A 22,170-nucleotide genomic window follows, 5' to 3' on the forward strand; every position below is an offset into this window, starting at 1 on the left:
ACTAACCTCCAAACATAAACGCAGTAAGGATGAAATCCAACCCCAGTACCGCTAGTGAACCAAGAACAACTGTTTTCGTCGTTGCAACCCCCATACCGCGTACGGTAGGAGATGAAGCAAAACCCTGATAAACCGCAATGGCAGATATCACGATACCGAAAATAAAACTTTTTATAACCAAGCCTTCAATCAGGTCATTATAAAGGTTAACCCCATTTTGCATCTGCGACCAGAATATACCGGCATCAACCCCGAGATTAATTACCCCGACGACATAAGCTCCACAAATCGCAACTCCGACAAACAACATCGCCAATAGAGGCATCGCCAGTAAAGCACCCCAAAAACGCGGTACACCAACTTGACGGACGGGATCAATACCCATCATCTCCATTGCCGCAAGCTGTTCAGTGGTTTTCATCAAGCTGATTTCAGCGGTAAATGCTGATCCCGCTCGGCCGGCAAACAATAGCGCACTGACAACAGCACCAAGCTCGCGCATCAAAGATAGCGAAACCATTAAACTCAATGATTCTTCAGCCCCAAAGCGCACAAAAATGGTATACCCCTGAAATGCGAGAACCATTCCAACAAAAAAGCCGGCAACAATAATGATCGGTAATGACAGCACACCAGCTGAAAAAAGTGCGCGAATTGCCTGAATCGGCTTGCGCCACAACTCACTCGTCCCCGCAATAAGGCGCAACAAAAACAAAGTAAAGCTGCCAATACCGCTAACGACCTCAATACATCGATCACCAAAGCGAGCTAACCATTGCATGATCATTTCACCCCCAGCAAAGTATCTGAATAAGACATACCAGGATAATGATATGGCACGGGCCCATCACTTTCAGCGTGCATGAACTGATGAACCAGTGGGTCGTCAGATGCATACAGTGCGTCGGGGCAATCATTGGCGACCACGCGCCCACCTGCAATCAAGATGATCCGATCCGCAATACGAGAAGCCTCCGCAATATCATGGGACACCACGATACTGGTCATGCCAAGGCTATCATTTAGATCACGCACTAATCGCGCAAGCACACCGAGTGAAATTGGGTCTTGCCCGGTAAACGGCTCATCATAAATCATCAGCTTTGGATCACGCACAATAGCACGCGCCAATGCCGCACGTCGGGCCATTCCACCAGATAATTCTGATGGCATCAAATCCCTCGCACCGAGTAGCCCTACACGCTGCAACTTCATATCAACGATGATATCTATCAATTCATCGCTCAATTTCGTTTTTTCGCGCAACGGAAAAGCCACATTTGCCCCAACCGTCATATCGCTAAATAACGCTCCACTTTGGAACAACATACTCATATCACTGCGTAGTGCCATCAGCTGCCGCTTGCCCATGCCGTTTAAGCGTTTTCCAAGAGTTGTCACTTCACCGCAATCAACCTTTAATTGCCCGGTAATGATTTTCATCAAAGTGGTTTTACCGGTGCCACTCGGCCCCATCACTGCAATGACTTCACCAGCCGGAAAATCCACATCAATGTTATCAAAGATGATCCGTTTGCCACGGCGAAAAGTCATGCCGCGCAAGCTTGCTATTGCATCAGTCATTTACGCCTCCGAGTTTTAAAATGTGAGCCCATTGTTGCGGCGTCACTGGCATTACTGATAGTCGATTGCCTTTTTGAAGCAACGCCATGCCAGCCAAACTTGGTTCTTCACGCATGTTTTTTAAAGCTACGAAGTTAGGCAGGTAGCGAACGCTACGAACATCAACCTGCCACCACCTTGGTGACTCCTCGCTGCTACGCGCATCAAAATAGTGAGATTTGGTATCAAACTGGCTAGGATCCGGGTACGCAGCCCGAATCACTTCAGCAATCCCCGCGATACCTGGCTTAGGTGTTGAAGAGTGATAGAAAAACACTTGATCACCCACAACCATATCGCGCATAAAATTACGCGCCTGATAGTTACGCACACCACTCCAGCCTTCGCCCTGCTCACCACATGCTACTAGATCATCGAATGAAAATTCATCCGGCTCTGATTTCATTAGCCAGTAAGCAGGCACTGTACAATCCTCAAATTTCGTGACAAAAGTGCGGCATGATAGCACACCGCACCCAAGTCATTTAATTGCTTTCAAATTCGTAAATAAAGTCAATTGCATTATCTTGCCCACTTGCCGTTGCTTCGGCTTTGAGACGATCACTGAATTGATAACGAGCAATAAATTCCGTCAGTGCAGTAAAGAAATTAGACTGCATACCAACATACAGGTCATCACCAAGGTACTTACCTGCTTTCATGCCGGTTACGCCAATATCTAAAACATCAAGCCCTGTTTCCTGCGCAAGATTATCCGGGAAGACGCCGCCTAGCGTATAGCTCGCAGCGGTTTGGAGCAATGCATCTGTATCCGTGCCTGAATCAGGCGCACGCCCAAACAATAAATAAGAGAGAATTGCCGAATCAGGCATTGCCGGGTTTGAAGTCAGGGTTAGGTGTAAATGCTCAACATCGCCATTAATCTGTGCACCAGCTTGAACATCTGCAATCTCACGCAATGCCAGTACTTCTACTGTAGGGTTAGCTATATTGCCACCAGAAAAGGTTACTCGCCCGCGCTTGATATCGAGCTCTTGCCCATAAAGTTCGTAGATACCACTAGCGACTGAAATCGTACCTTCTGCTGTGATAGGACGATTCGGACGCATAAATACCGTAATACCACCAATTAAGCGCAAATTGACGTCGCTGTTGTTGAAGTAAACTTGATCGCCCAGCTCGACAGCAATACTTGCATTAAAGGGTGTCTGCGCGTTCTTGATTTTTTCCTGGGTAGATTTGTCGTCCTTGCCGACAATCACTACATCTTTCGAGACACTCACACCACCTGAAGTATCAGGTATTGATACACGTGCCTCTGGAATGATCACTTTCCCATCAACATTGATGCCCTGATCCGGATCTATTTTGACATCGAAACTTGGCGTCACGACAACGCGCATATTTTCCGCATCGGCGATCAACATATTCTGGCCATCAAGATTAAGATCAAGGCGTACAGGCGCTAAAGCCAGAGCGCCATTGATATCGAGGGCGCCACGTGGCGTGCCTACTTGACCATTGATATCAATTTTGCCTGTGCGTGCCGCTGAAAGCTGCAAGCGAATATCACTCAGCTCTGTTGCATATTCAGGAATAACAATATAGCCGCCAGCAAGCTCGATTTGCCCACCTACAGCAGGATTAGACGCAGCTCCTGAAAAACGTAAATCACCATTAATGCTGCCACGCATGTCACTAACCATTGGTACGAGATAGCGGAATTCACCGATATCTGGAATATTTACTGCAAGTTGCCCATCTAGCTTGGGCGCAGAAAAGTCACTGATCCGGGTACGGAGGCTAAGTTCACCAGCATCAGCAAATGCAATGTCTGACGCTATATTTGCCTGCTGTCCCTTAAATGCGGCAATAATGTTTCCTTTGGTCAGGTCCAAGGTGACTGGAGCAGAATCCTCAGGAGCAATAACAATATTCCCGGGTGTAAAGGTGATATCAGCTTGCCCGCTCATCTGCCCATTAGCCGCAATGCGTACATCCCCTTTCCCCTGTGCAGTGATTGTTGTGCGGATCATGTCAGGTATAAATGCTGCAAAGCTTTGCGGCGATAATTTGTCAATTCGATAAGTAATTGCGGTTTGCTGATCATGCGCTACATCAACACACAAACCCGATATCCCATCCACGAGGCAAAAATCGTCCAGTTTTTGACTTTTGGGTGATACCGCCAGAGCACTCGCTTGCTGCAAGTGCCAATTCAAGCCATCTCCGGTTGCATTAAGCTGAGTAATTTTCCCAACCCAACTATCAAGTGCTTTTAGCCCGCCTTGTGCAGCCAAATCAAGATTGAATTCCCCACCATTGGTTAAGAATTTTATAGTGTGTTGATCAAACTTGCCCTCTGTATTCAGGGCGATAGACTGCCATTGCTGACCAGCCAGCGATACGCCCGAAAGATTAATGGTATTGTTCAACGCACCACCTGTACGCAACGCGCTATCTAAGCGAACATCAGCGCTACTGATACGGTAATCCTGATACGCAATATTTTTTGCTGAAGCAGTTATATCCACTTCAGGCTGTTCAGCGTTACCTTTGATTGAACCAACAGCATCGAAAGTACCACCAAGTGGCTTGTACAGGGATGACAAATTACGCCCTTCAATGTTGAACTTCATATCAAATTTGCCATCGGCGACACCACCGCTGACAGCAAATTTATTCTCCCCCAGGCCAACCTCCATGCCCTGCATACTGACTGAACCATTTTCCAAGATGACACTACCTTGTCCCCTCAGAGGCTCACCATTCAACGTGCCGCTGATGGATTTTATTTCTGCGTTAGCATTGAGCTTACCGGATTTTGAAATCTTCCCTTCACTGGCAATATCTGCGTTAACCTTACCTTCATAGCCGTCAACAAAGGCGCCCGGATTGAAATTTTCCGTCTTTAGATCAATAGACCAACTGATTTCAGGCTGTAAATCAGCACTTCCCGTAAGTCTGGCACGCCCATCACCCTGCTGCAAAACAAGATCAATATCATTAACCCGCTTGGGGTTGACTCTCGCACCGCCACTTAAGCGACTTTGCGGAAAGTCACGGCCTGAGGCGATTAAATCAGTTTGGACATCTAACCCGTCGATATTACCTTTTGCCTGTAATCCACCTTGAGCAGAGTCAAATAGTACCGCATTGCTATCGGGATCTTTATAGCGTAAGTTTTGCCACTGCAAATCTGCGTCGATATTCGGATCATTAACTGCACCAGTCAAGCTGGCATGGCCTTTCACCGCACCACTGATCCCTGGCACCAAAGCCCCTAACTGACCAGCATCAATATCAAGCGCCAACTCTCCTCCACTTTGATCGAGCACACCGTTAGCATTAATCCGGTTATTGGCGATATTGAGTCGTAAATTCTCTGCGCGAATACCGCTGCTATCGTAATGTACTGCGCCATTACCTTCGAGAGGGTAATCAAGCAATGAGCCACCCAGCTCATTGATGGTCATATCAGCGGCTATATCACCGTCGCTTGAGATTGTACCGCTGCTGGCGATATTGGCATTGATATTTCCAGGATAGTCCGGCACAAAACGGCTTGGATCAAAATCTTTGCTATCAATCTTAATATCCCAACTTACGTCTGGCTGAATAGCCACACTACCAGTAACGTGAGCGGTACCTTTACCACTAACAAGCTGCAAATCAATATCACTGACCTGCTCTTGATTAACATGAGCACGCCCTTTTAGGCTGCTTTGTGGAAAATCTCGCCCAGATGCCGTCAACTCAGTTTGCACATTGAGCCCATCAAGATTGCCTTCTGCTTGCAGCCTACCTAGTGGTGAATCAAACAAAACAGCATCCACTTGCGTATCTGTGTAGCTCAGGTTTTGCCACTGTATGTCAGTGTCGATAGTGGGGTCATCAATGGCACCAGTAAGCGTTGCTTTACCACTCACGGCACCAGCAACACCCGGCACTAAAGCACCAAGCTGATTAGCATCAATATCTAGCGCAAGTTCACCACCACTTTCATTGAGTTCTCCATTGGCACTGATTCGGTTTCCGGCAATATTGAGCAGCAAATTATCTGCACGTATGCCATCTTTATCGAAGCGGATATCCCCATTGCCTTTGAGTGGTTGGTTTAACAGCGTACCGTTAAGCTCGTGAATCGTCGCATAAGCTGCAATTTTTCGGTCACTTGTGATCACGCCATTACTGGCAATATTGGCATTAATATTACCCGGGTAGTCTGACGCAAAACGGCCTGGATCAAAATTTTGACTCTCAACATTGACGTCCCAAGCAATATCGGGCTTAAGTGTGACCACTCCGGTCACATGTGCTGTACCTTCGCCGCTTGTAAGCTGCAAGTCCATATTACTGATTTCAGTCTGGCTCACATCTGCACGGCCACCCAAGTGACTTTGAGGAAAATCACGGCCAGATGCAGTCAAATCAGTGACAACATTCAGCCCTTCTAAATTACCTTTCGCTTGTAGAGTTCCTTGCTCAGACTCAAATAATACGGTCTTGCTCTCACTTTCTGTATAACTCAGGTTTTGCCACTGCAAATCTGCATTGATATTAGGATCATCAATCACGCCACTTAAAGTGGCTTTACCACTTACAGCACCCGTCATTTCAGGTACCAATGTTGCCAGCTGGGCGGCATCAATATCTAATAACAACTGACCATCGCTGTCGTTAAGCTCACCGTTTGCATTAACCCGATTGCCCGCAATATTGAGCAGTAAGTTATCTGCACGAATGCTATTTTCATCGTAATGAACAGCACCATTACCAGTAAGGGGTAAATTGAGTAACGTACCAACAAGCTCATTAATAGTGGCACTGACCGCAATTTTTCCATCACTTGCGATGACACCGCTGCTATCAATATTGGCATTAATACTACCTGGATAATCTGATACAAAACGACCCGGATCGAATTGCTCACTGACGACATTGACATCCCAGGCAAGATCTGGCTTCAATGCAACTGCACCAGTCACATGGGCACGACCTTCACCACTGACAAGCTGCAAGTCAATATCCCTGATTCGCTCAACAGATGCGACCGCTTTCCCTTCAACTTGAGTAGGTGGGAAATCACGACCGCTGGCTTCAGTACTGACCAATAAATTTAATGCACTGGGCTGACCTGAAATATCCAAATCCCCATTAGAATGACGCAACAATTGCTCACCGCTATCATTGGTATAGGAAAGATCACGCCACTTCAGCGCTCCATCAATATCAAGATTACTTATATCACCACTCAACAGGAAGTGAGCATTGACATTGCCATCCACAGCCGGAGTCAAGTTATCCAAATGCGCAGCATCAAGAATTACATTTAAGGCACTGTTACTTTCACCAAGCTCGCCAGTCGCAGTAATGGTATTTTCAGCAATATTGAGGTGGAAACCTTGGGCATTCACCCTTCCATTTGCATATCGCAGGGTACCGTCGCCATTGAGCGGGTAGCCTTGCCAACTACCTTGCAATGTATTGATCGTGAGCAAAGCATGCTGATCCTTACTGCTTAACTCACCTTCTGTGACGACATCGGCATTAAGAGTCAGATCCAGATCTTTTTGGTAAGCGCTACCATCAATATCTCTAGCGGTTAAACTTCCTTGCCAGCTGATAACGGGGGCGAAAGAAACCTCACCAATAAACGCCACCGTGCCGTTAAGCGTCCCAATATCAAGATGGATATCTTTCGCACCATTGGCTGATACTTCCGCACCACCATTAATACTGGTTGCAGGAATGTCTTGCCCGGCCAATTGGGCATCTGCACTTATGGCAAGCTGCTCGAAGGGGCCAGCTGCACGTAAATACCCTTCTTCACTGGTGATGCTCTCAGCCACCGCCAGCTGCTGCCAGTCAACCTTTAAATCCAGCTGCTGCTTATCGAGTTCCACGAGGCCAGCAACTGTCGCATCAAGCTCTGCATAACCCGTTGCCGCAATATTCATGGCTGGCTTCAACACGCTCCCTGAAGCATCGATCTTGAGCTTCTGAGGCTCAGCAAGGTTGTGCACGGTAGCTTCCGCATCAAGCTTGAGCGGATAATCTTCCAAAGTTGTTAAATCCACATCCAATTGCGCATCGGCCAAATCACTACGCATCATCACCGCACTGGTAAGATGACCATGCTGGTAGCGTGCATTGAGCTCGGCGTGGTCAATCTTGATAATACTCGTGCCACTCTGTGATACAGCGACATCATCAAGGCGTACTTCGTCAAGCACGACATCAAACGGCAAATCAATTTGTGGCAAATGCTTCGGTATACCACCAGATGTATCATCAGGCTGAGTACTTTCCTGCAGATCAATATCTGCCCCTGAAAGGAGCACTTGCGAAAATGCAACTCTTGCGGGTGAAAAGCCGCTGTCATTATCAATAATCAGCGCATCAGCGTGAGCATCAACCCCAGGACCCTGTAGCGAAAAATCTCGCCATGATTGGCGCGTCCACAAGTGCCCTTCCAGCGATGAATAGCTAATTTTGTAAGGGCTTAACGCACTGATGACTCGAGGCAATTGCCGGTAGCCAGTCTCAGTCGCGGTAAAATATGCCAATAATGCAACCAGCAATAAGACGATCAACAGTAAAGTCAACAGCAGCCATTTGATTGACTTGAGTAAAAAACCAACAGTGTTTTTCATAAATCAGAGATCCAGTTCAGTACCGACATTAATGTGAAAACGGACTTTCTTACTATTTGGCTCATTTAACCCATGAGCAATATCAATGGAGATCGGGCCAACCGGCGAGCTCCAGCGCACACCAACACCAGCGCCAACTTTGGTGTCAAATTTGTGGGTAAAGGCATCACCGGCGTCAACAAATACCGCAGCAGCCCAGTCCGGCTTAAAGTAATACTGGTACTCCAAGCCAACAGTCGCTTTATATTTACCACCTATATTACTGCCACCACTATCACGCGGGCCGATTTGTTCGTAGCCATAGCCTCGTATCGACCTATCCCCACCAGCAAAATAACGCAGACTCGGCGGCAACTGGCTAAAGTTGTCCGTCCACGTTGCGCCCAAGTCAGCACGTGCTGACACTGCATTTTTATCATTAAATGGATACAGCGCACGTAGCTGCAAATCCGCTTGTGCGAAAGAGACATCAGATAAAGCGCCTTTTACCGCTCCGCGCCCACCGATACCAATTTGGTAGCCTGACTTGGGGTTAATTCGGTTTGTATTCGAGCTGTAAATAACTCGAGCTTGAGGATAAGTCAGCAAAACCTTTGCGTGATCAGAACCAATCGTAAAATCTTCTATTGCACTAACCAAGGCATAACGGTGCGACCAATTGTCCACAACAAAGTTATAACCGCCTTCGGCAAAAGCACGCGTCGTTTTATATTTATCTTCCTCACGGCTCGCACCAAGTCTAAAATAATAATAATCAGTGGTCGGGTTTTCAGCCGGTATGCGGTAAATATTGTCGAAGCTGTACTTCCTTTGCGAGACGAAGGTTTTGCTGCTAAAAGTATGGCCACGACTGTTCACCCAGCGCCAATCAAAATCGAACTTACCGCGCACACCTTCATCAGTCGAATAGCCAATGCCAAACACATAGCGCTTGTTCTTATTCATGGTTAGCTTTGCTTCGACAGGCACCGTCTTTGTCGCTGTATCAGGTTTATTGCCAACCAAGACTTGCTGAAAGTAGCCACTACCTTGCAAATCTTGCTGCAAAACAGCAACGTCTCTTGAAATATACGGTTCACCGGCTTTAAAACCAACAAAACGCTCTAACAAATCCTCATCTAACGGTACTTCGCTAAAATCCACATCACCAAAGCGATAACGCGGGCCACTGTCATACACCAATTCAATATCAGCTTTATTGGTTTCAGGGTTAACGTAAACGACACTACGCTCAAACTGGGATTCAAAATAACCGCGCGCTCCAGCCAGTGCCTCAAAGCGAGATTTATAGCGCTCATAGATTAGGTGGTTTAACTGATCACCCGATTTCAGTGGATTATCTTGCAACAGCTCAGCAAACTTGGCATCGCCCATGGCTTGACCTTCAAGCTTCACAGAAACCTTATCAATATGAACAGGATCATTAAGGCGAACATCATAAGAAACAATCAGGTTATTGCCCTCGAAATGTTTTTCAACTGAAACATCGACGTTGTAATACCCAAATGGTTGCTGGGATGTGGCAATTTCTTTTTGCCCATTTTCAATCAGGTAAGCAACGTAATTAGGGCGATCGACCTCTTTATCTTTGAGTTTTTCTAGCGTCAAAAACACCCGCGCATTATTGAGCTGTTCTTCGTTTTCAATACCACTTATTTTTATATCAGAAACTGTTTTTCCGTCCAAGACATCATTTTCTTCTACTGTCTTATGACTACCAACATCTCCACCTGTATTACTCTGATCATCTTCCGCAAACTGAAGATTTTCCAAAGGATTACCTTTTTTTAGCTCAATTCGCTCAACATTTTGCGAGGACTGGCTTGCGGCTGCAGCTGTATCTGGCTGTGCGTCTTGCGAGGATAAATTTGGCAATTGCCCACCACATCCAACCACAAAAACAGGGAATAACGATAAATATAGAGCAGTATTGTGTTTCGTCATTTTGATTCCAAACCCCGATTTCGATAATTAAATATTGTCTTTGCTTTCACTCTATCCCCTCATCACCAATTGTCGGCGGCGTACACCCAGCATCCACAAAGCCATAAAATAGCTTAAAATACCACAACCAATTAATAAAACTAAGTGGCCAATCTGCCACCAACGGCTGTGCTCCAACCACAAATGCCAATCATCCTGTAAGTACCACAGAACCATACCCATAGCAGCATTGCTCGCAAACACCTGGATGAAAAAACGCCATGAGCGTGGCATCAAATAAACGCCTCGGCTACGCAGCATAATTAGCAGCAGAGTTACATTCACTGCAGCGGAAATAGCACTCGCTGCGGCAAGCCCAACATGCGCCCAATATTGGCTCAAGATTAAGGCAAGAATGATATTAACGATCATTGCCGTAATACCGGCCTTGACCGGTGAACGCGTATCTTGCCGCGCATAAAAAGCTGGCGCAAGAACTTTGACAACGATCCAAAAGAACGCACCAAATGCATAGGCCCGCAAGCTCAATGTAGACATTTCCACATCATATAATTTGAACTCGCCACCATGAAATAGCGAGAGCAAAATCGTTGGCGCAAGCACGCATAGCCCCGTGGCTGCTGCACTACCAACAAGCACCCCCCAACGTAGTGACCAATCCAGCGTCGCGACATAACGCGCCTCATCTTCAACGCTGCGCATGGTACTCAAGCGAGGCAAAATTACCGTTCCCAGCGCCACACCAATCAATGCAATTGGTAGTTCTACCATTCGATCTGAATAATAAAGCCATGAAATACTGCCCGTCACCAACATCGACGCGAGAAAAGTATTGATTAATACTGTTAGCTGCCCAACTGATGAACCAAATAAAGTCGGGATCATGAGTTTCAAAATACGCCGCACACCACTGTGCTTCCAGCCCCATTTCGGGCGAACCAACAATCCCAGCTTCCATAAAAAAGGAAGTTGAATTAACAGCTGTGATAAGCCACCAAACAGCACCGCCCAAGCCAAGGCTAAAGGTGGAATTTCCCCATTACCGCCAGCATAAGGCCAAAGACAGGCAACGATTATCGCAACGTTAAGCAGGACGGGCGTAAATGCCGGTACTGCAAAGTGATGAAAAGTATTTAGTACGCCTCCAGCCATCGCCGTCAGTGAGATCAACATGATGTAAGGAAACATGATACGCAGCATATCGGTCGTCAGTGCAAACTGTAGCGGTTTATCGACCATACCGTAGGCCACCACAGAAACAATCACACCCGCAAAGGCAACACCAAGAACGGTAATCACCATCAGGATACCGAGTAACGTACCCGATGTATGGCGCAGCAAATCCTTCAATTCATCAGGATGACGCGCTTTGGTTTCGGAAAATACCGGTACAAAAGCATTCGCAAAACCACCCTCTGCAAAAAAGCGCCGCAATGTATTTGGGATACGCAACGCCGCAAAGAAAGGATCTGTTATACCGACATCAAAATAACGGGCCAATAAAATGTCACGCAACAAACCAAGTACGCGCGACAGCATCGTCATAACCGCAATTGCAGCGGATGAACGCCAAAGTGATTTAGCCACAGGACATCTCCTGCCCTGAATGTTTTAAGAAAAGCAAAATATTAGTGCCAGCCGAGGTTGTGAGCGATCGCAGTAACAGCGTCAGGTCTGTTCATGCTATAAAAATGCAGCGCAGGAACATCTTCATCTATCAACCGCGCACACAGTTCACTGACGACATCTGCCCCAAAGTCTCTCAATGCAGAAAGATCATTTTGATAAGCTTCTAGCCGCTTACGTATCCACCGCGGTATCTGTGCACCACACATATCAGAGAATCGCGATAATTGTGTGTAATTAGTGATTGGCATAATACCTGGTACAATTGGAATATTAACGCCTAAGCGCTGCGCATCATCACGGAAGCGTAAAAACGCATCAACATTATAAAAATATTGTGTGACAGCCTCATTAGCACCCGCATTAACCTTTTCACGAAAATGAAGTAAATCTTGCTCAGGCGTTTTAGAACGTGGATGAATTTCAGGGTACGCCGCCACGTAAACATGAACAGACTGCCCCCAGCGCTCACGCACAAGTGCAACCAGTTCACGGGCATTTAGCAAATCTCCAGCCTGATACATGCCGGAAGGCATATCACCACGAAGAGCCATAATTCGATCAACGCCCCAACTCTGGTATAAATCGAGAATATCGACTACATCTTTTTTTTGGGCTGCGACACAAGTCAGATGTGGCATAACGGGCACATCACCTTCTTTTAAGATGCGCTCTACCGTTGCGAGTGTACGTTCACGAGTACTTCCACCTGCACCATAAGTTACCGAATAATACTCACAATTCAAGAACCTCAGTGCAGCACGAACTTCAGTAAGTTTTTGAGCACCCTCTTCTGTGGCTGGCGGGAAAAACTCACAACTAACGCGTACCGGCGGCCTAACATGACTCATCAATTATCTCCACATCCAATGCGCACTAAATTCAACGGCTAAATTCCGATGGCTCAATGTAGAGCACAGAAGCGCGGTTAATAATATATTTTTGATCATTTACATCATGGAATTCGTATGAATCATCTTTTAATTCAGGCTTACTATCCGCGTAAAGGCGTTCACCACTGGTCAAACGTACCTCATAGAGAGAATGACTATTCAAAACACTACAACCAGCTAGCACCATCACAGCAAAAAACAACGTGATCCTTTTTTTCATTACGCACAGCACCTCTAAAAACTATATAGCCGATGCATTATAACATTTCCCGTGATTAGCAAGACGTTAGTTAACATTAAAATGCCCGCCACTCATACATGTAATTCCTTTTCAGTTGGTATATAATTATAGTTTCATTACATTACACTAAGTTACCCAAACTACCCTATGCCGGAAAATCATATAACCAAGGTGGCATTTAAAGACTTCGCGCTACACGATGCCATTCAAGAAGCTTTGCAAGATGCCAAGTTAACTCATGCCACCCCTATTCAGGCCAAAACGTTACCATTAACATTGGAAGGCCATGACGTCATGGGGCTGGCCCAGACCGGCACCGGTAAAACGGCAGCATTTCTCATCGCCATGCTGCAATACCTGATGGTCAACCCTGTTCATCCTAAAGCAAAAGGACCTTGGGCAATAGTCTTGGCCCCGACTCGTGAGCTGGCAATTCAAATTAAAAAAGATGCTGATTTACTCGGCCGCTACACAGGCTTAAAAAGTTTGGCAGTTTACGGTGGCACCAATATTGAGCATCAAAAAAACCTATTTAAAGCAGCCAATATAGATATCGTTATCGGCACCCCAGGCCGTATCATTGATCTATACAAGCAAAAGGTTTTTCGCCTTAAAAACATAGAAGTCTGTGTACTCGACGAAGCAGATAGAATGTTTGATCTTGGCTTTATCGACGACATCCGCTACTTACTCAAGCAAATGCCTCCTGCACAAGAACGCTTAAACCTTCTGTTCAGTGCAACCATGGCACAAAAAGTTCAAGAGCTGGCCTACGAATATTTCAACGCACCTGAAACGATCAGCATTGAAAGCGATCAGCCAACCGCTGATAACGTCACACAAGTGCTTTACCACACAGCCAAGCATGAAAAAACACCATTGCTACTCGGAATTTTGGCACAGGAACAACCTAGCCGCAGTATTGTATTTCTTAACACCAAGCGTGACCTTGAGCGATTGAGTGTCGTCCTAGAAGCCAATGGCTACCCTAATGCAGCTTTATCCGGCGATATAGCACAGAAAAAACGCGAACAAGTCATCAAGGATTTTCAAAGTGGTAAAACAAATATTGTCGTAGCAACTGATGTTGCTGCACGTGGCTTACATATTCCCGACGTTAGCCATGTATTCAACTATGACTTACCACAAGCGGCTGAAGACTATGTTCACCGTATAGGCCGAACTGCTCGAGCCGGCGCCAGTGGTAAAGCTGTCAGCTTTGCTTGTGAAGAATATGTTTATTCATTGCCCGAAATTGAGCATTACATTGACAATAAAATCCCCGTCGAAAATATTAACGATGAATTACTTGCTGACGTAATTCCTCCTAGTGACGAGGCGCTCGCAGCATTAAAGAGTGAGCAGCGCCAGCGTCGAGAACAAGCAGGAAATCGTGGCAACCGACGCAATGGTAACGGACGAAGCAATAATACTCGAACTGACAACCGCAAGCGTACACCTCGCCGCAACAATCGTCAAAACCAGGACAACCACGGTAATCGTTAAAGTATTACCTTTATAGATTGAACGTAGTACCCTAGCAAAAAGCTGCTTCTAAACGAAGCAGCTTTTTGTTATTCCCACCCTCCAATCACTCCGTACTCAACCGAAAGTAGAGATAGTTCCAACACAGCGCAGCCACGCGAAAGCCGCTTTTATGCGCGGCAAACTTACAGATCCGCTTACCAAGAACTGCTAATTAATCTGTAAGTAACTGATCCCAACGCAGCAAACGCAATTCACGGTCTATCTGGCGCAGCCTAAAATAGAGTTGCTCACGATAAAGCAGCAGTTCACGATCACTTTCAAATTGTCTGCTCTGCAGCGTTTCTTTAGCATTTTTCACCAACTCCGCACGCTCTTGCTTCAATTCGCTTATTTCAAGAGCAGTCTCATAAATGCGCAGTCCATCTTGATATGCGACTTCTAACTCATTTTGATTAGAACAAACAGCCATATTAAAATGCTCGCCAGTCCGCCCTACCTCATAAGCATTTTCAGCACGACAGTAGTGCTGCAAACCTTCCATCCAACCTTGCTTCCAAATTTCTTGGTTGGGTTCAATCGCATACTCTATACAAGCATCACGATGATCCGCTAAGCGCGAGATTGAATAACCACGTGATCCATCACGAAACCCAATGTCATACCATCGGCCCAAGTGACAATCTTTTTCACTCAAGGTGGCACAGCCATAAAAAAATACACCGCACATAGGTACGGTGTATCGCATGATATTACGCAATGAGATACGCAGTTTCATTAGTTCTTTTCTTGGTCAACCAAGCGGTTTGCTTTAATCCAAGGCATCATATCGCGCAGCTTAGCACCGACGACTTCGATTTGATGCTCACTATTCAAGCGACGGCGTGAAGTCATACCAGGCGCTCCAACCTTGTACTCTGAAATAAACTGCTTGGCGTACTCACCATTTTGAATATTTTCCAGACACTCACGCATTGCCCATTTACTTTCTTCGTTAATAACACGCGGGCCAGTAACGTACTCACCAAACTCAGCATTATTTGAGATTGAGTAGTTCATGTTGGCAATACCGCCCTCATAAATCAAATCAACAATCAGCTTGAGTTCGTGCAAGCATTCAAAATAAGCCATTTCCGGTGCATAGCCAGCTTCAACGAGTGTTTCAAAGCCTGCTTTGATTAACTCAACTGTACCACCGCAAAGAACTGCTTGCTCACCGAATAAGTCAGTTTCAGTTTCCTCTTTAAAGCTGGTTTCGATGATACCCGCTTTGCCACCACCATTGGCGACAGCATATGCCATAGCCACATCGCGAGCCTTACCACTTTGGTCCTGATCGATGGCGATCAGATGCGGGACACCACCGCCACCTTGATAGGTCGAGCGTACTGTATGACCAGGTGCTTTAGGAGCTACCATGATTACATCCAAATCAGCACGTGGCTTAACCTGGCCATAATGCACGTTAAAGCCGTGAGCAAAAGCTAAAGCAGCGCCTTCTTTAATATCAGCTTCAATCTGCTGATAGACTTCTGCAATAGACTCATCTGGCAACAAAATCATGACAACATCTGCATCTTTAACCGCTTCATTAACTTCTTTGACGGTCAAGCCAGCATTTTCAGCTTTTTTCCAGCTTGCGCCACCTTTGCGCAACCCAACTGTGACGTCGACACCTGAGTCATTCAGGTTATTCGCATGAGCGTGACCCTGAGAGCCGTAGCCGATAATAGCTACTTTCTTACCCTGCAATACAGACATATCTGCATCATGATCATAAAAAACTTTCATATTTTCTCCAAAAGTATCAGTAAATTAAATTCAATAAATAAGGTGTAAATCAGAGCTCTAAGCACTTACCAGAGCCAGTCACGGCGACACCGGTCAGGCCTGTGCGGGCCAATTCACGGATATTTTCAGGTTCTATCATCGCAATAAACGCATCAAGCTTACGTGGCGACCCTGTTAACTCAACCACGAGGTTCGTTGGGCAAATATCAACTACTTTAGCGCGGAAAGTATCAGCCAGCTGCATGTAATTACCACGCGACTCAGCATCAGCAATAATCTTGACCATCATCATCTCGCGGTCAATCAGCTCATGCTCTTCGATCTCAACCAGTTTGATCACATCAACCAGCTTATTAAGCTGTTTGTTGATTTGCTCAATTAACTGATCATCGCAGAAGGTAACTAACGTCAAGCGAGATACAGAAGGTGTTTGTGTCGGAGCAACGTTGAGGCTATCGATGTTAAAACCACGCGCAGAGAATAAACCAACAACGCGTGACAATGACCCAGCCTCATTAGCCATCAATACCGATACAACATGTCTGCGTGTCATCATACCAACACCATCCCTTCGCTAAATACCGATTTCATCTTATCGCGCCCGGCCAACAGCATATCTGCTTGGCCACCGCCAGACGGAATCATTGGATAAACGTTTTCACTTGGGTCAGTGAGAATATCGACAAACACCGTCTTGTCTTTCATTGCCACAACTTCACGCAGCTTACTCTCAAGCTCTTCTGGCTTTTCAATACGTACGCCACTGTGGCCATAAGCCTCAGCCAATTTAATAAAGTCTGGCAGCGAATCCATATAACTCATCGAATAACGCTTATCATAGAAAAACTCCTGCCACTGGCGCACCATACCGAGATAGCCATTATTCAGGCAAATAATCTTGGTTGGGACGTTGTATTGACGAGCGGTCGTCATTTCTTGCAGCATCATCTGAATGCTACCTTCACCCGTAATACAATAAACATCTTCATCCGGGCGGCCGAGTTTCGCACCAATTGCCGCCGGATAACCGAAGCCCATCGTGCCAAGGCCACCAGAGTTGATCCACCTACGCGGCTCGTGGAATCCAAAATATTGTGCCGCCCACATTTGATGCTGCCCCACATCTGAGGTCACGATCGCATTACCACCAGTGATCTCATAAAGTGTCTTAATAACTCGCTGAGGTTTAATACGATCTCCCGACTCATCAAAGCCCAGGCTATCAACCTTGCGCCACTCTTCAATTTGCTTCCACCACGGCTCGATCCGTGTACTGTCAAAGGTATCATCAGCTGTGAGACGGACCATTTCTTGCATGACCGACTTCACTGAACCAACTATTGGAATATCTACTTTGACGTTTTTAGCAATAGAAGAAGGATCAATATCTATATGAATAATTTTTGCTTTAGGGCAAAACTTTTCCAAATTTCCAGTAACACGATCATCAAAACGCGCGCCTACGGCAAACAGTACATCACAATGGTGCATAGCCATATTGGCTTCAAAAGTACCATGCATGCCCAGCATACCGACAAATTGACGGTCATTAGCCGGATATGCGCCAAGCCCCATCAAAGTATTGGTTACTGGCATATTCAACCGGCGTGCGAGCAGCGTCATTTCCTCGCTGGCATTGTCGATTACGACGCCACCACCTGAATACAGCATCGGTCGCTTTGCCTTTTTCAGCATTTTCAATGCTTTCTTGATTTGCCCGATGTGCCCTTCTACCGTTGGCTGGTAAGACGGAATATGAACTGGTGCATCGTCATAATGGAATGGTGCTTCTTGCGCACTGACATCTTTAGGGATATCAATTAAAACAGGACCAGGACGACCACTACTTGCTATGTAAAATGCTTTTTTGATTGTATCCGCCAATTGATTGACGTCCTTAACCAAATAGCTGTGCTTAACGCACGGGCGAGTTATCCCTACAGCATCCACTTCCTGAAATGCATCGTTACCAATCAAGGAAGATGGCACCTGCCCGGAGAATACAACCATAGGGATTGAATCGGCATGTGCCGTAGCAATGCCGGTTACCGCATTGGTCAAGCCCGGCCCCGAAGTGACCAGTGCTACGCCAACTTTTCCTGTTGCGCGTGCATAGCCATCAGCAGCGTGCAATGCACCCTGTTCATGGCGTGCAAGGACATGCACAATATCTTCTTGCTTATATAATGCGTCGTAAATATGTAGAACAGCTCCACCAGGATAACCGAAGACAAATTCAGTACCTTCTGCTTTAAGAGCCTCAATGATGATTTCTGCGCCGTTAAGCCGATGTTTTCTCGTCGCCATAATGTATTTTCTCTGCGGAGAATCGAAAGACATCAACATTACTGTCAGTTTGGAAAACGGTCAACCCTTAGACAGAAATAATTTTTTATTACAACAATTACAAAGGGCTTATGGTATAGATAATATTCTTAAATCATGAATATATCGCGCGATAGGCAAATATTCCTTCTCTGTCGACATTCCTAACTCTCGTATTATCAGCTCTTTTTCACTGTTTCTAGCACGATCCCTAGGCTTCATATAGTCGTAAAAACACCGCACCCCAGTCAGTGAATAGCGGGACAGATACCTGCCTTCAAGTAATTGATCCACTTCCTGTCGTGTCCTTGGTGATGAAGGTGTGAGTTTTGCTGCATTACGATTAATCAGGCCCTGATCAACATATTCAAAATTACCATATATATGATGAATGAAGTTCAACGCGCTACGGTTGTAATACATCAAAGAAAAAAAGCCGCCACAGGACAAGCGTACCAATATCTGATTCAAGATCGGCTCAAAATCTGCTACCCATTCCAATACCGCATGGCAACAAACACCATCATATTTCATGCCTTTTGGATAGCTATTCTCATCAGCCAAATCACCGTGGATAATAGTCAAACGATCTTCAACCCCACACGCACATGCAGCTTCCCAAGCCTGCTTCAACAGTAGCTTGGATTGATCAATAAGTGTGACACGACATCCTTGAGCTAAAAACCACATGGCCATTTGACCGGCGCCACCACCTGCATCGAGGATATGTAGCTCTGTTTTCTGCTCAACAAGCTCTGCAAGATCTCTTTGCAGTACGGCTAGACGAATTACCCCTTTAGCCCGTTTGTGTATGTTTTTAATAAAATGATCACCAATTTGGTCAAAACGATTCATCAAGGCCGCCATTGTAAACAACAACGCATGATTTTATACCAAATCTTGGCGAGATACCGCTTGGCATGTACCGTTATTGATCATAGCTTACAAATACGAGCGATGTTCAAATAGTCAATATAGATGAAGCCAGATTCTCAGTAATCAGTAATACGATCACCAAGAGCCGTAAAAATGTTACCCTAGCGCTCTCTAATTACGATCCTCCTTTCAACTGCTATGTGTAACCAACTTTATCCAGCTATCTATAAAGCACTTACAGACAACGACACTAACAATAAAATCAAACAAGTCTATGCACTTTACCAAGGCTATAAAGATGGGCTTTATGCAAGATCACCTAGCGAAGTAGTATCACTGACGGCACCAGGCCGACCAGAACACCCAATTTTGGTCGAGCCCAAGGACGTCCCCAGAAGACGCCTCGGTAGCAAAACTGGAATTTGCGCTATGCTTCACGCCATCGCACACATTGAATTTAACGCCATTAATCTCGCACTTGATGCTGCCTATCGTTTCCAGGACATGCCAGAAGACTTCTATGCAGACTGGCTGTTGGTTGCAAAAGAGGAAGCCTATCACTTCACCCTCATCAGTGAGCGCTTGGAGATGCTCGGCAGTTACTATGGCGCATTCCCGGCACATGATGGCTTATGGCAAGCGTGTACTGAGACAGAACATGACGTAATGGTGCGTATGGCTTTGGTGCCGCGAGTCATGGAAGCAAGAGGGCTGGATGTCACACCCGGTATACAAAAAAAATTACGCGAACACGGAGAAGAGCGAAGTGCACAGCTGCTCGATATCATTTATCGTGACGAGCATGGGCACGTCGCAATTGGTTCAAAGTGGTTCAAATACTGCTGCGCCGAGCGTGGCTTGAACTATAGAGAAACGTTTAGTGATTTGCTCAGCAATTACTTAAAAGCCAAAGTAAGGGGTCCATTTAATATCGAAGCGCGCCTACAAGCCGGATTTGATGATTTGGAAATGGCCATGCTCGAAGATATCGCACAGTAATTACAGGCGCGCCTCTATATCATTTTCGATCAGAATACCTGCAATCATCGAGATGACGACAGATACTGTAAACCAATAAATACCTGCGTGAATTTCAACTTCAACCAACACACCAAGCTTAAGAATCATCAACATCAATGCCACGACAAAAACATCGAGCATCGAGAACTTAGCCAGCTTACCCAACCACTTTTGCCAATGGACCAGAGCATTAGGAATAGACGGGTAATAAAAAATATACGCTGCCATGCCCAGCAATTTTGCAATCGGGAAAAGTACGCTGAATGCGAGTAGAATTACCCCCAACCCAAATGTTTTATCAGCCAGCAAGGCACCAATTCCGGAAAGAACACTAAACGTATTTTGTACCAGAATCAGCTTTTTAACGGTCATCATCGGAATGATCAATCCAGCACCCAAAGTCAGCAGACCGCTAAAAATGACAAGCAGCATCAGAATACGCCATTTTTTTCTTGGTCCACTCATGCCAATACCCCAACTGCTGGAAGACCGTCCGGCAAATCATCAGGCGCAACGTTGACATTCAATCGATAACCATGACGATAGCAATAATCAAGCCACTCACCGAGTGCCCGATTGCGCGTAACTTTGGCCTGACGCTGCTGCGTAACAGGGACTGACTGAGTATCAATCCGTGCTTCAACCAAACGAGCATCGTGATAAACACGGATTTGATGATCCGGGGCTAAAAGTCGCCCAGCGTGATGTGGAAAATGATGGGCCAACAGCCACTCACTGGTATATGGATGCAAGCTCACACGGTGCAAATAAGCAGGTCTACGCCCTTCAGATTCCAGTACATACCACCCCTCTTGCTGAGGCAAATGCGGCAGCAAAAGGCGAAATAGCATGTAGTTATTTTCATAAAGCGCGAGTAACGACGGGTTATCACGCATAAATCGACGATGTCGCATTAAACCTCCAAAAACGTTGCCTTATAATGGTGATCTGCTCAAAATAATTCAAGCAGTTTACCCATTACTACACTGCTACCGGCGCTCTTTTCCAGATAAGATTGATGCAAAAATTTACTTAGCAGATGAAACTAAGCGGCATTCAGGATAAACTGCCGCCTTTATTTTATTTTGCACAGGATACTTCAATCATGGATTGGCAAGATCTCGTAATCGACATCCCTAACTACCCAAAACCAGGCATCACTTTTAAAGACATCACACCATTGCTTGCAAACGGCGAAGGCTTTCGTGCGGCTATAGAGGAGATGGCGCTATTTTGTGAGCGAGAAGACTTGCTGCCAGATGTTCTCGCTTGCCCAGAGGCACGAGGCTTTATTTTTGCTTCTGCCCTTGCGCAAAGACTCGGCATTGGCTTTATTCCTCTGCGCAAACCCGGCAAGCTACCTCGCAAAACCGCGACATTTAACTATGATCTTGAATATGGCCAAGACACTTTGGAAGTACATGCCGAGGATATCAAACCAGGTATGCGGATAATGATGGTAGATGACGTCCTGGCTACAGGTGGAACCATGAGTGCCTGCATTCAGTTATTAGAATCATTAGGTGGCAAAGTAATCGGCGCAGCCTTTTTACTTGAGATCCTCGAATTGAATGGTCGTAAGAAACTCAACAACATACCGGTACTCAGCCTGATTCGTGACTGACGGTAATCATTTACAAGCGCTTAATTACAATTTTTTGTAACCTTACGAGAACATAGCTTTACTTGTTAGCGCTTTTGCGTCTAAAATCGATGCCAGTTAATAAAT

Annotated in this window: 18 protein-coding genes; 3 read left to right on the plus strand and 15 right to left on the minus strand. The window is 45.8% G+C overall.

Features of this window, described 5'->3' with window-relative positions; genetic code table 11:
* Nucleotide 1: 1 nt before the first annotated feature.
* From mlaE to KRX19_04460, 8 genes are all read right to left on the minus strand, one after another.
* Complete coding sequence (gene mlaE, locus KRX19_04425; GenBank protein ID MBV7434267.1) at nucleotides 2–787, minus strand: lipid asymmetry maintenance ABC transporter permease subunit MlaE; 786 nt, start codon at nucleotides 785–787, stop codon at nucleotides 2–4.
* On the minus strand, nucleotides 784–1,584 hold the full coding sequence (locus tag KRX19_04430) for an ATP-binding cassette domain-containing protein (GenBank protein ID MBV7434268.1): 801 nt from the start codon (nucleotides 1,582–1,584) through the stop codon (nucleotides 784–786). The genes mlaE and KRX19_04430 overlap by 4 nt, the downstream gene beginning before the upstream one ends.
* On the minus strand, nucleotides 1,577–2,029 hold the full coding sequence (locus tag KRX19_04435; GenBank protein MBV7434269.1) for an EVE domain-containing protein: 453 nt from the start codon (nucleotides 2,027–2,029) through the stop codon (nucleotides 1,577–1,579). Before KRX19_04435 ends, KRX19_04430 begins: the two co-directional genes overlap by 8 nt.
* Nucleotides 2,030–2,108: 79 nt before the next feature.
* Nucleotides 2,109–8,240 (minus strand): translocation/assembly module TamB domain-containing protein, encoded by a 6,132-nt coding sequence (locus KRX19_04440; GenBank protein ID MBV7434270.1) that lies wholly within the window; start codon nucleotides 8,238–8,240, stop codon nucleotides 2,109–2,111.
* Nucleotides 8,241–8,243: 3 nt separating this feature from the next.
* Entirely contained in the window at nucleotides 8,244–10,184 is a 1,941-nt protein-coding gene (locus KRX19_04445; GenBank protein ID MBV7434271.1) for an autotransporter assembly complex protein TamA, read from the minus strand.
* A 51-nt stretch (nucleotides 10,185–10,235) separates the two neighbouring features.
* On the minus strand, nucleotides 10,236–11,771 hold the full coding sequence (murJ, locus tag KRX19_04450) for a murein biosynthesis integral membrane protein MurJ (GenBank protein ID MBV7434272.1): 1,536 nt from the start codon (nucleotides 11,769–11,771) through the stop codon (nucleotides 10,236–10,238).
* Between the two features lie 41 nt (nucleotides 11,772–11,812).
* On the minus strand, nucleotides 11,813–12,661 hold the full coding sequence (metF, locus tag KRX19_04455) for a methylenetetrahydrofolate reductase [NAD(P)H] (GenBank protein MBV7434273.1): 849 nt from the start codon (nucleotides 12,659–12,661) through the stop codon (nucleotides 11,813–11,815).
* Nucleotides 12,662–12,692: 31 nt separating this feature from the next.
* Nucleotides 12,693–12,923, minus strand: coding sequence for a YgdI/YgdR family lipoprotein (locus KRX19_04460; protein MBV7434274.1), 231 nt, complete (start codon nucleotides 12,921–12,923; stop codon nucleotides 12,693–12,695).
* 168 nt (nucleotides 12,924–13,091) lie between these two features.
* Here KRX19_04460 and KRX19_04465 point away from each other — a divergent pair, with 168 nt between their 5' ends.
* Nucleotides 13,092–14,450 carry a DEAD/DEAH box helicase gene (locus tag KRX19_04465; GenBank protein MBV7434275.1) on the plus strand — a complete coding sequence of 453 codons (1,359 nt, stop codon included), beginning with the start codon at nucleotides 13,092–13,094 and terminating at the stop codon, nucleotides 14,448–14,450.
* Nucleotides 14,451–14,643: 193 nt separating this feature from the next.
* Here the strand turns inward: KRX19_04465 and KRX19_04470 are convergent, their stop codons facing one another.
* The 5 genes from KRX19_04470 to KRX19_04490 all read right to left on the minus strand — a co-directional run bounded on the left by KRX19_04470 (nucleotide 14,644) and on the right by KRX19_04490 (nucleotide 19,412).
* The gene (locus tag KRX19_04470) at nucleotides 14,644–15,207 is read right to left on the minus strand and encodes a DUF2799 domain-containing protein (protein MBV7434276.1); all 564 of its coding nucleotides are present in this window, start codon (nucleotides 15,205–15,207) and stop codon (nucleotides 14,644–14,646) included.
* Nucleotides 15,207–16,220, minus strand: coding sequence for a ketol-acid reductoisomerase (gene ilvC, locus KRX19_04475; protein MBV7434277.1), 1,014 nt, complete (start codon nucleotides 16,218–16,220; stop codon nucleotides 15,207–15,209). The genes KRX19_04470 and ilvC overlap by 1 nt, the downstream gene beginning before the upstream one ends.
* 49 nt (nucleotides 16,221–16,269) lie before the next feature.
* The gene (ilvN, locus tag KRX19_04480) at nucleotides 16,270–16,776 is read right to left on the minus strand and encodes an acetolactate synthase small subunit (protein MBV7434278.1); all 507 of its coding nucleotides are present in this window, start codon (nucleotides 16,774–16,776) and stop codon (nucleotides 16,270–16,272) included.
* A complete protein-coding gene (ilvB, locus tag KRX19_04485; protein MBV7434279.1) occupies nucleotides 16,773–18,527 on the minus strand; it encodes a biosynthetic-type acetolactate synthase large subunit in 1,755 nt (584 codons plus the stop codon). Before ilvB ends, ilvN begins: the two co-directional genes overlap by 4 nt.
* 108 nt (nucleotides 18,528–18,635) lie before the next feature.
* Complete coding sequence (locus KRX19_04490; protein ID MBV7434280.1) at nucleotides 18,636–19,412, minus strand: methyltransferase domain-containing protein; 777 nt, start codon at nucleotides 19,410–19,412, stop codon at nucleotides 18,636–18,638.
* Between the two features lie 207 nt (nucleotides 19,413–19,619).
* Here KRX19_04490 and KRX19_04495 point away from each other — a divergent pair, with 207 nt between their 5' ends.
* Complete coding sequence (locus tag KRX19_04495) at nucleotides 19,620–20,420, plus strand: ferritin-like domain-containing protein (protein ID MBV7434281.1); 801 nt, start codon at nucleotides 19,620–19,622, stop codon at nucleotides 20,418–20,420.
* On the opposite strand, the gene KRX19_04500 is transcribed toward KRX19_04495, so the two are convergent.
* On the minus strand, nucleotides 20,421–20,906 hold the full coding sequence (locus tag KRX19_04500) for a paraquat-inducible protein A (protein MBV7434282.1): 486 nt from the start codon (nucleotides 20,904–20,906) through the stop codon (nucleotides 20,421–20,423).
* The gene (locus KRX19_04505; GenBank protein MBV7434283.1) at nucleotides 20,903–21,355 is read right to left on the minus strand and encodes a DUF1249 domain-containing protein; all 453 of its coding nucleotides are present in this window, start codon (nucleotides 21,353–21,355) and stop codon (nucleotides 20,903–20,905) included. The genes KRX19_04500 and KRX19_04505 overlap by 4 nt, the downstream gene beginning before the upstream one ends.
* A gap of 191 nt (nucleotides 21,356–21,546) precedes the next feature.
* Between KRX19_04505 and KRX19_04510 the strand changes: the two genes are divergently transcribed.
* Nucleotides 21,547–22,065: an adenine phosphoribosyltransferase gene (locus KRX19_04510; GenBank protein MBV7434284.1), complete on the plus strand. Its 519-nt coding sequence runs from the start codon at nucleotides 21,547–21,549 to the stop codon at nucleotides 22,063–22,065.
* The last annotated feature ends 105 nt before the right edge of the window (nucleotides 22,066–22,170 follow it).

The organism is Cardiobacteriaceae bacterium TAE3-ERU3 (assembly GCA_019218315.1).
Taxonomy (GTDB): domain Bacteria; phylum Pseudomonadota; class Gammaproteobacteria; order Cardiobacteriales; family Cardiobacteriaceae; genus JAHUUI01.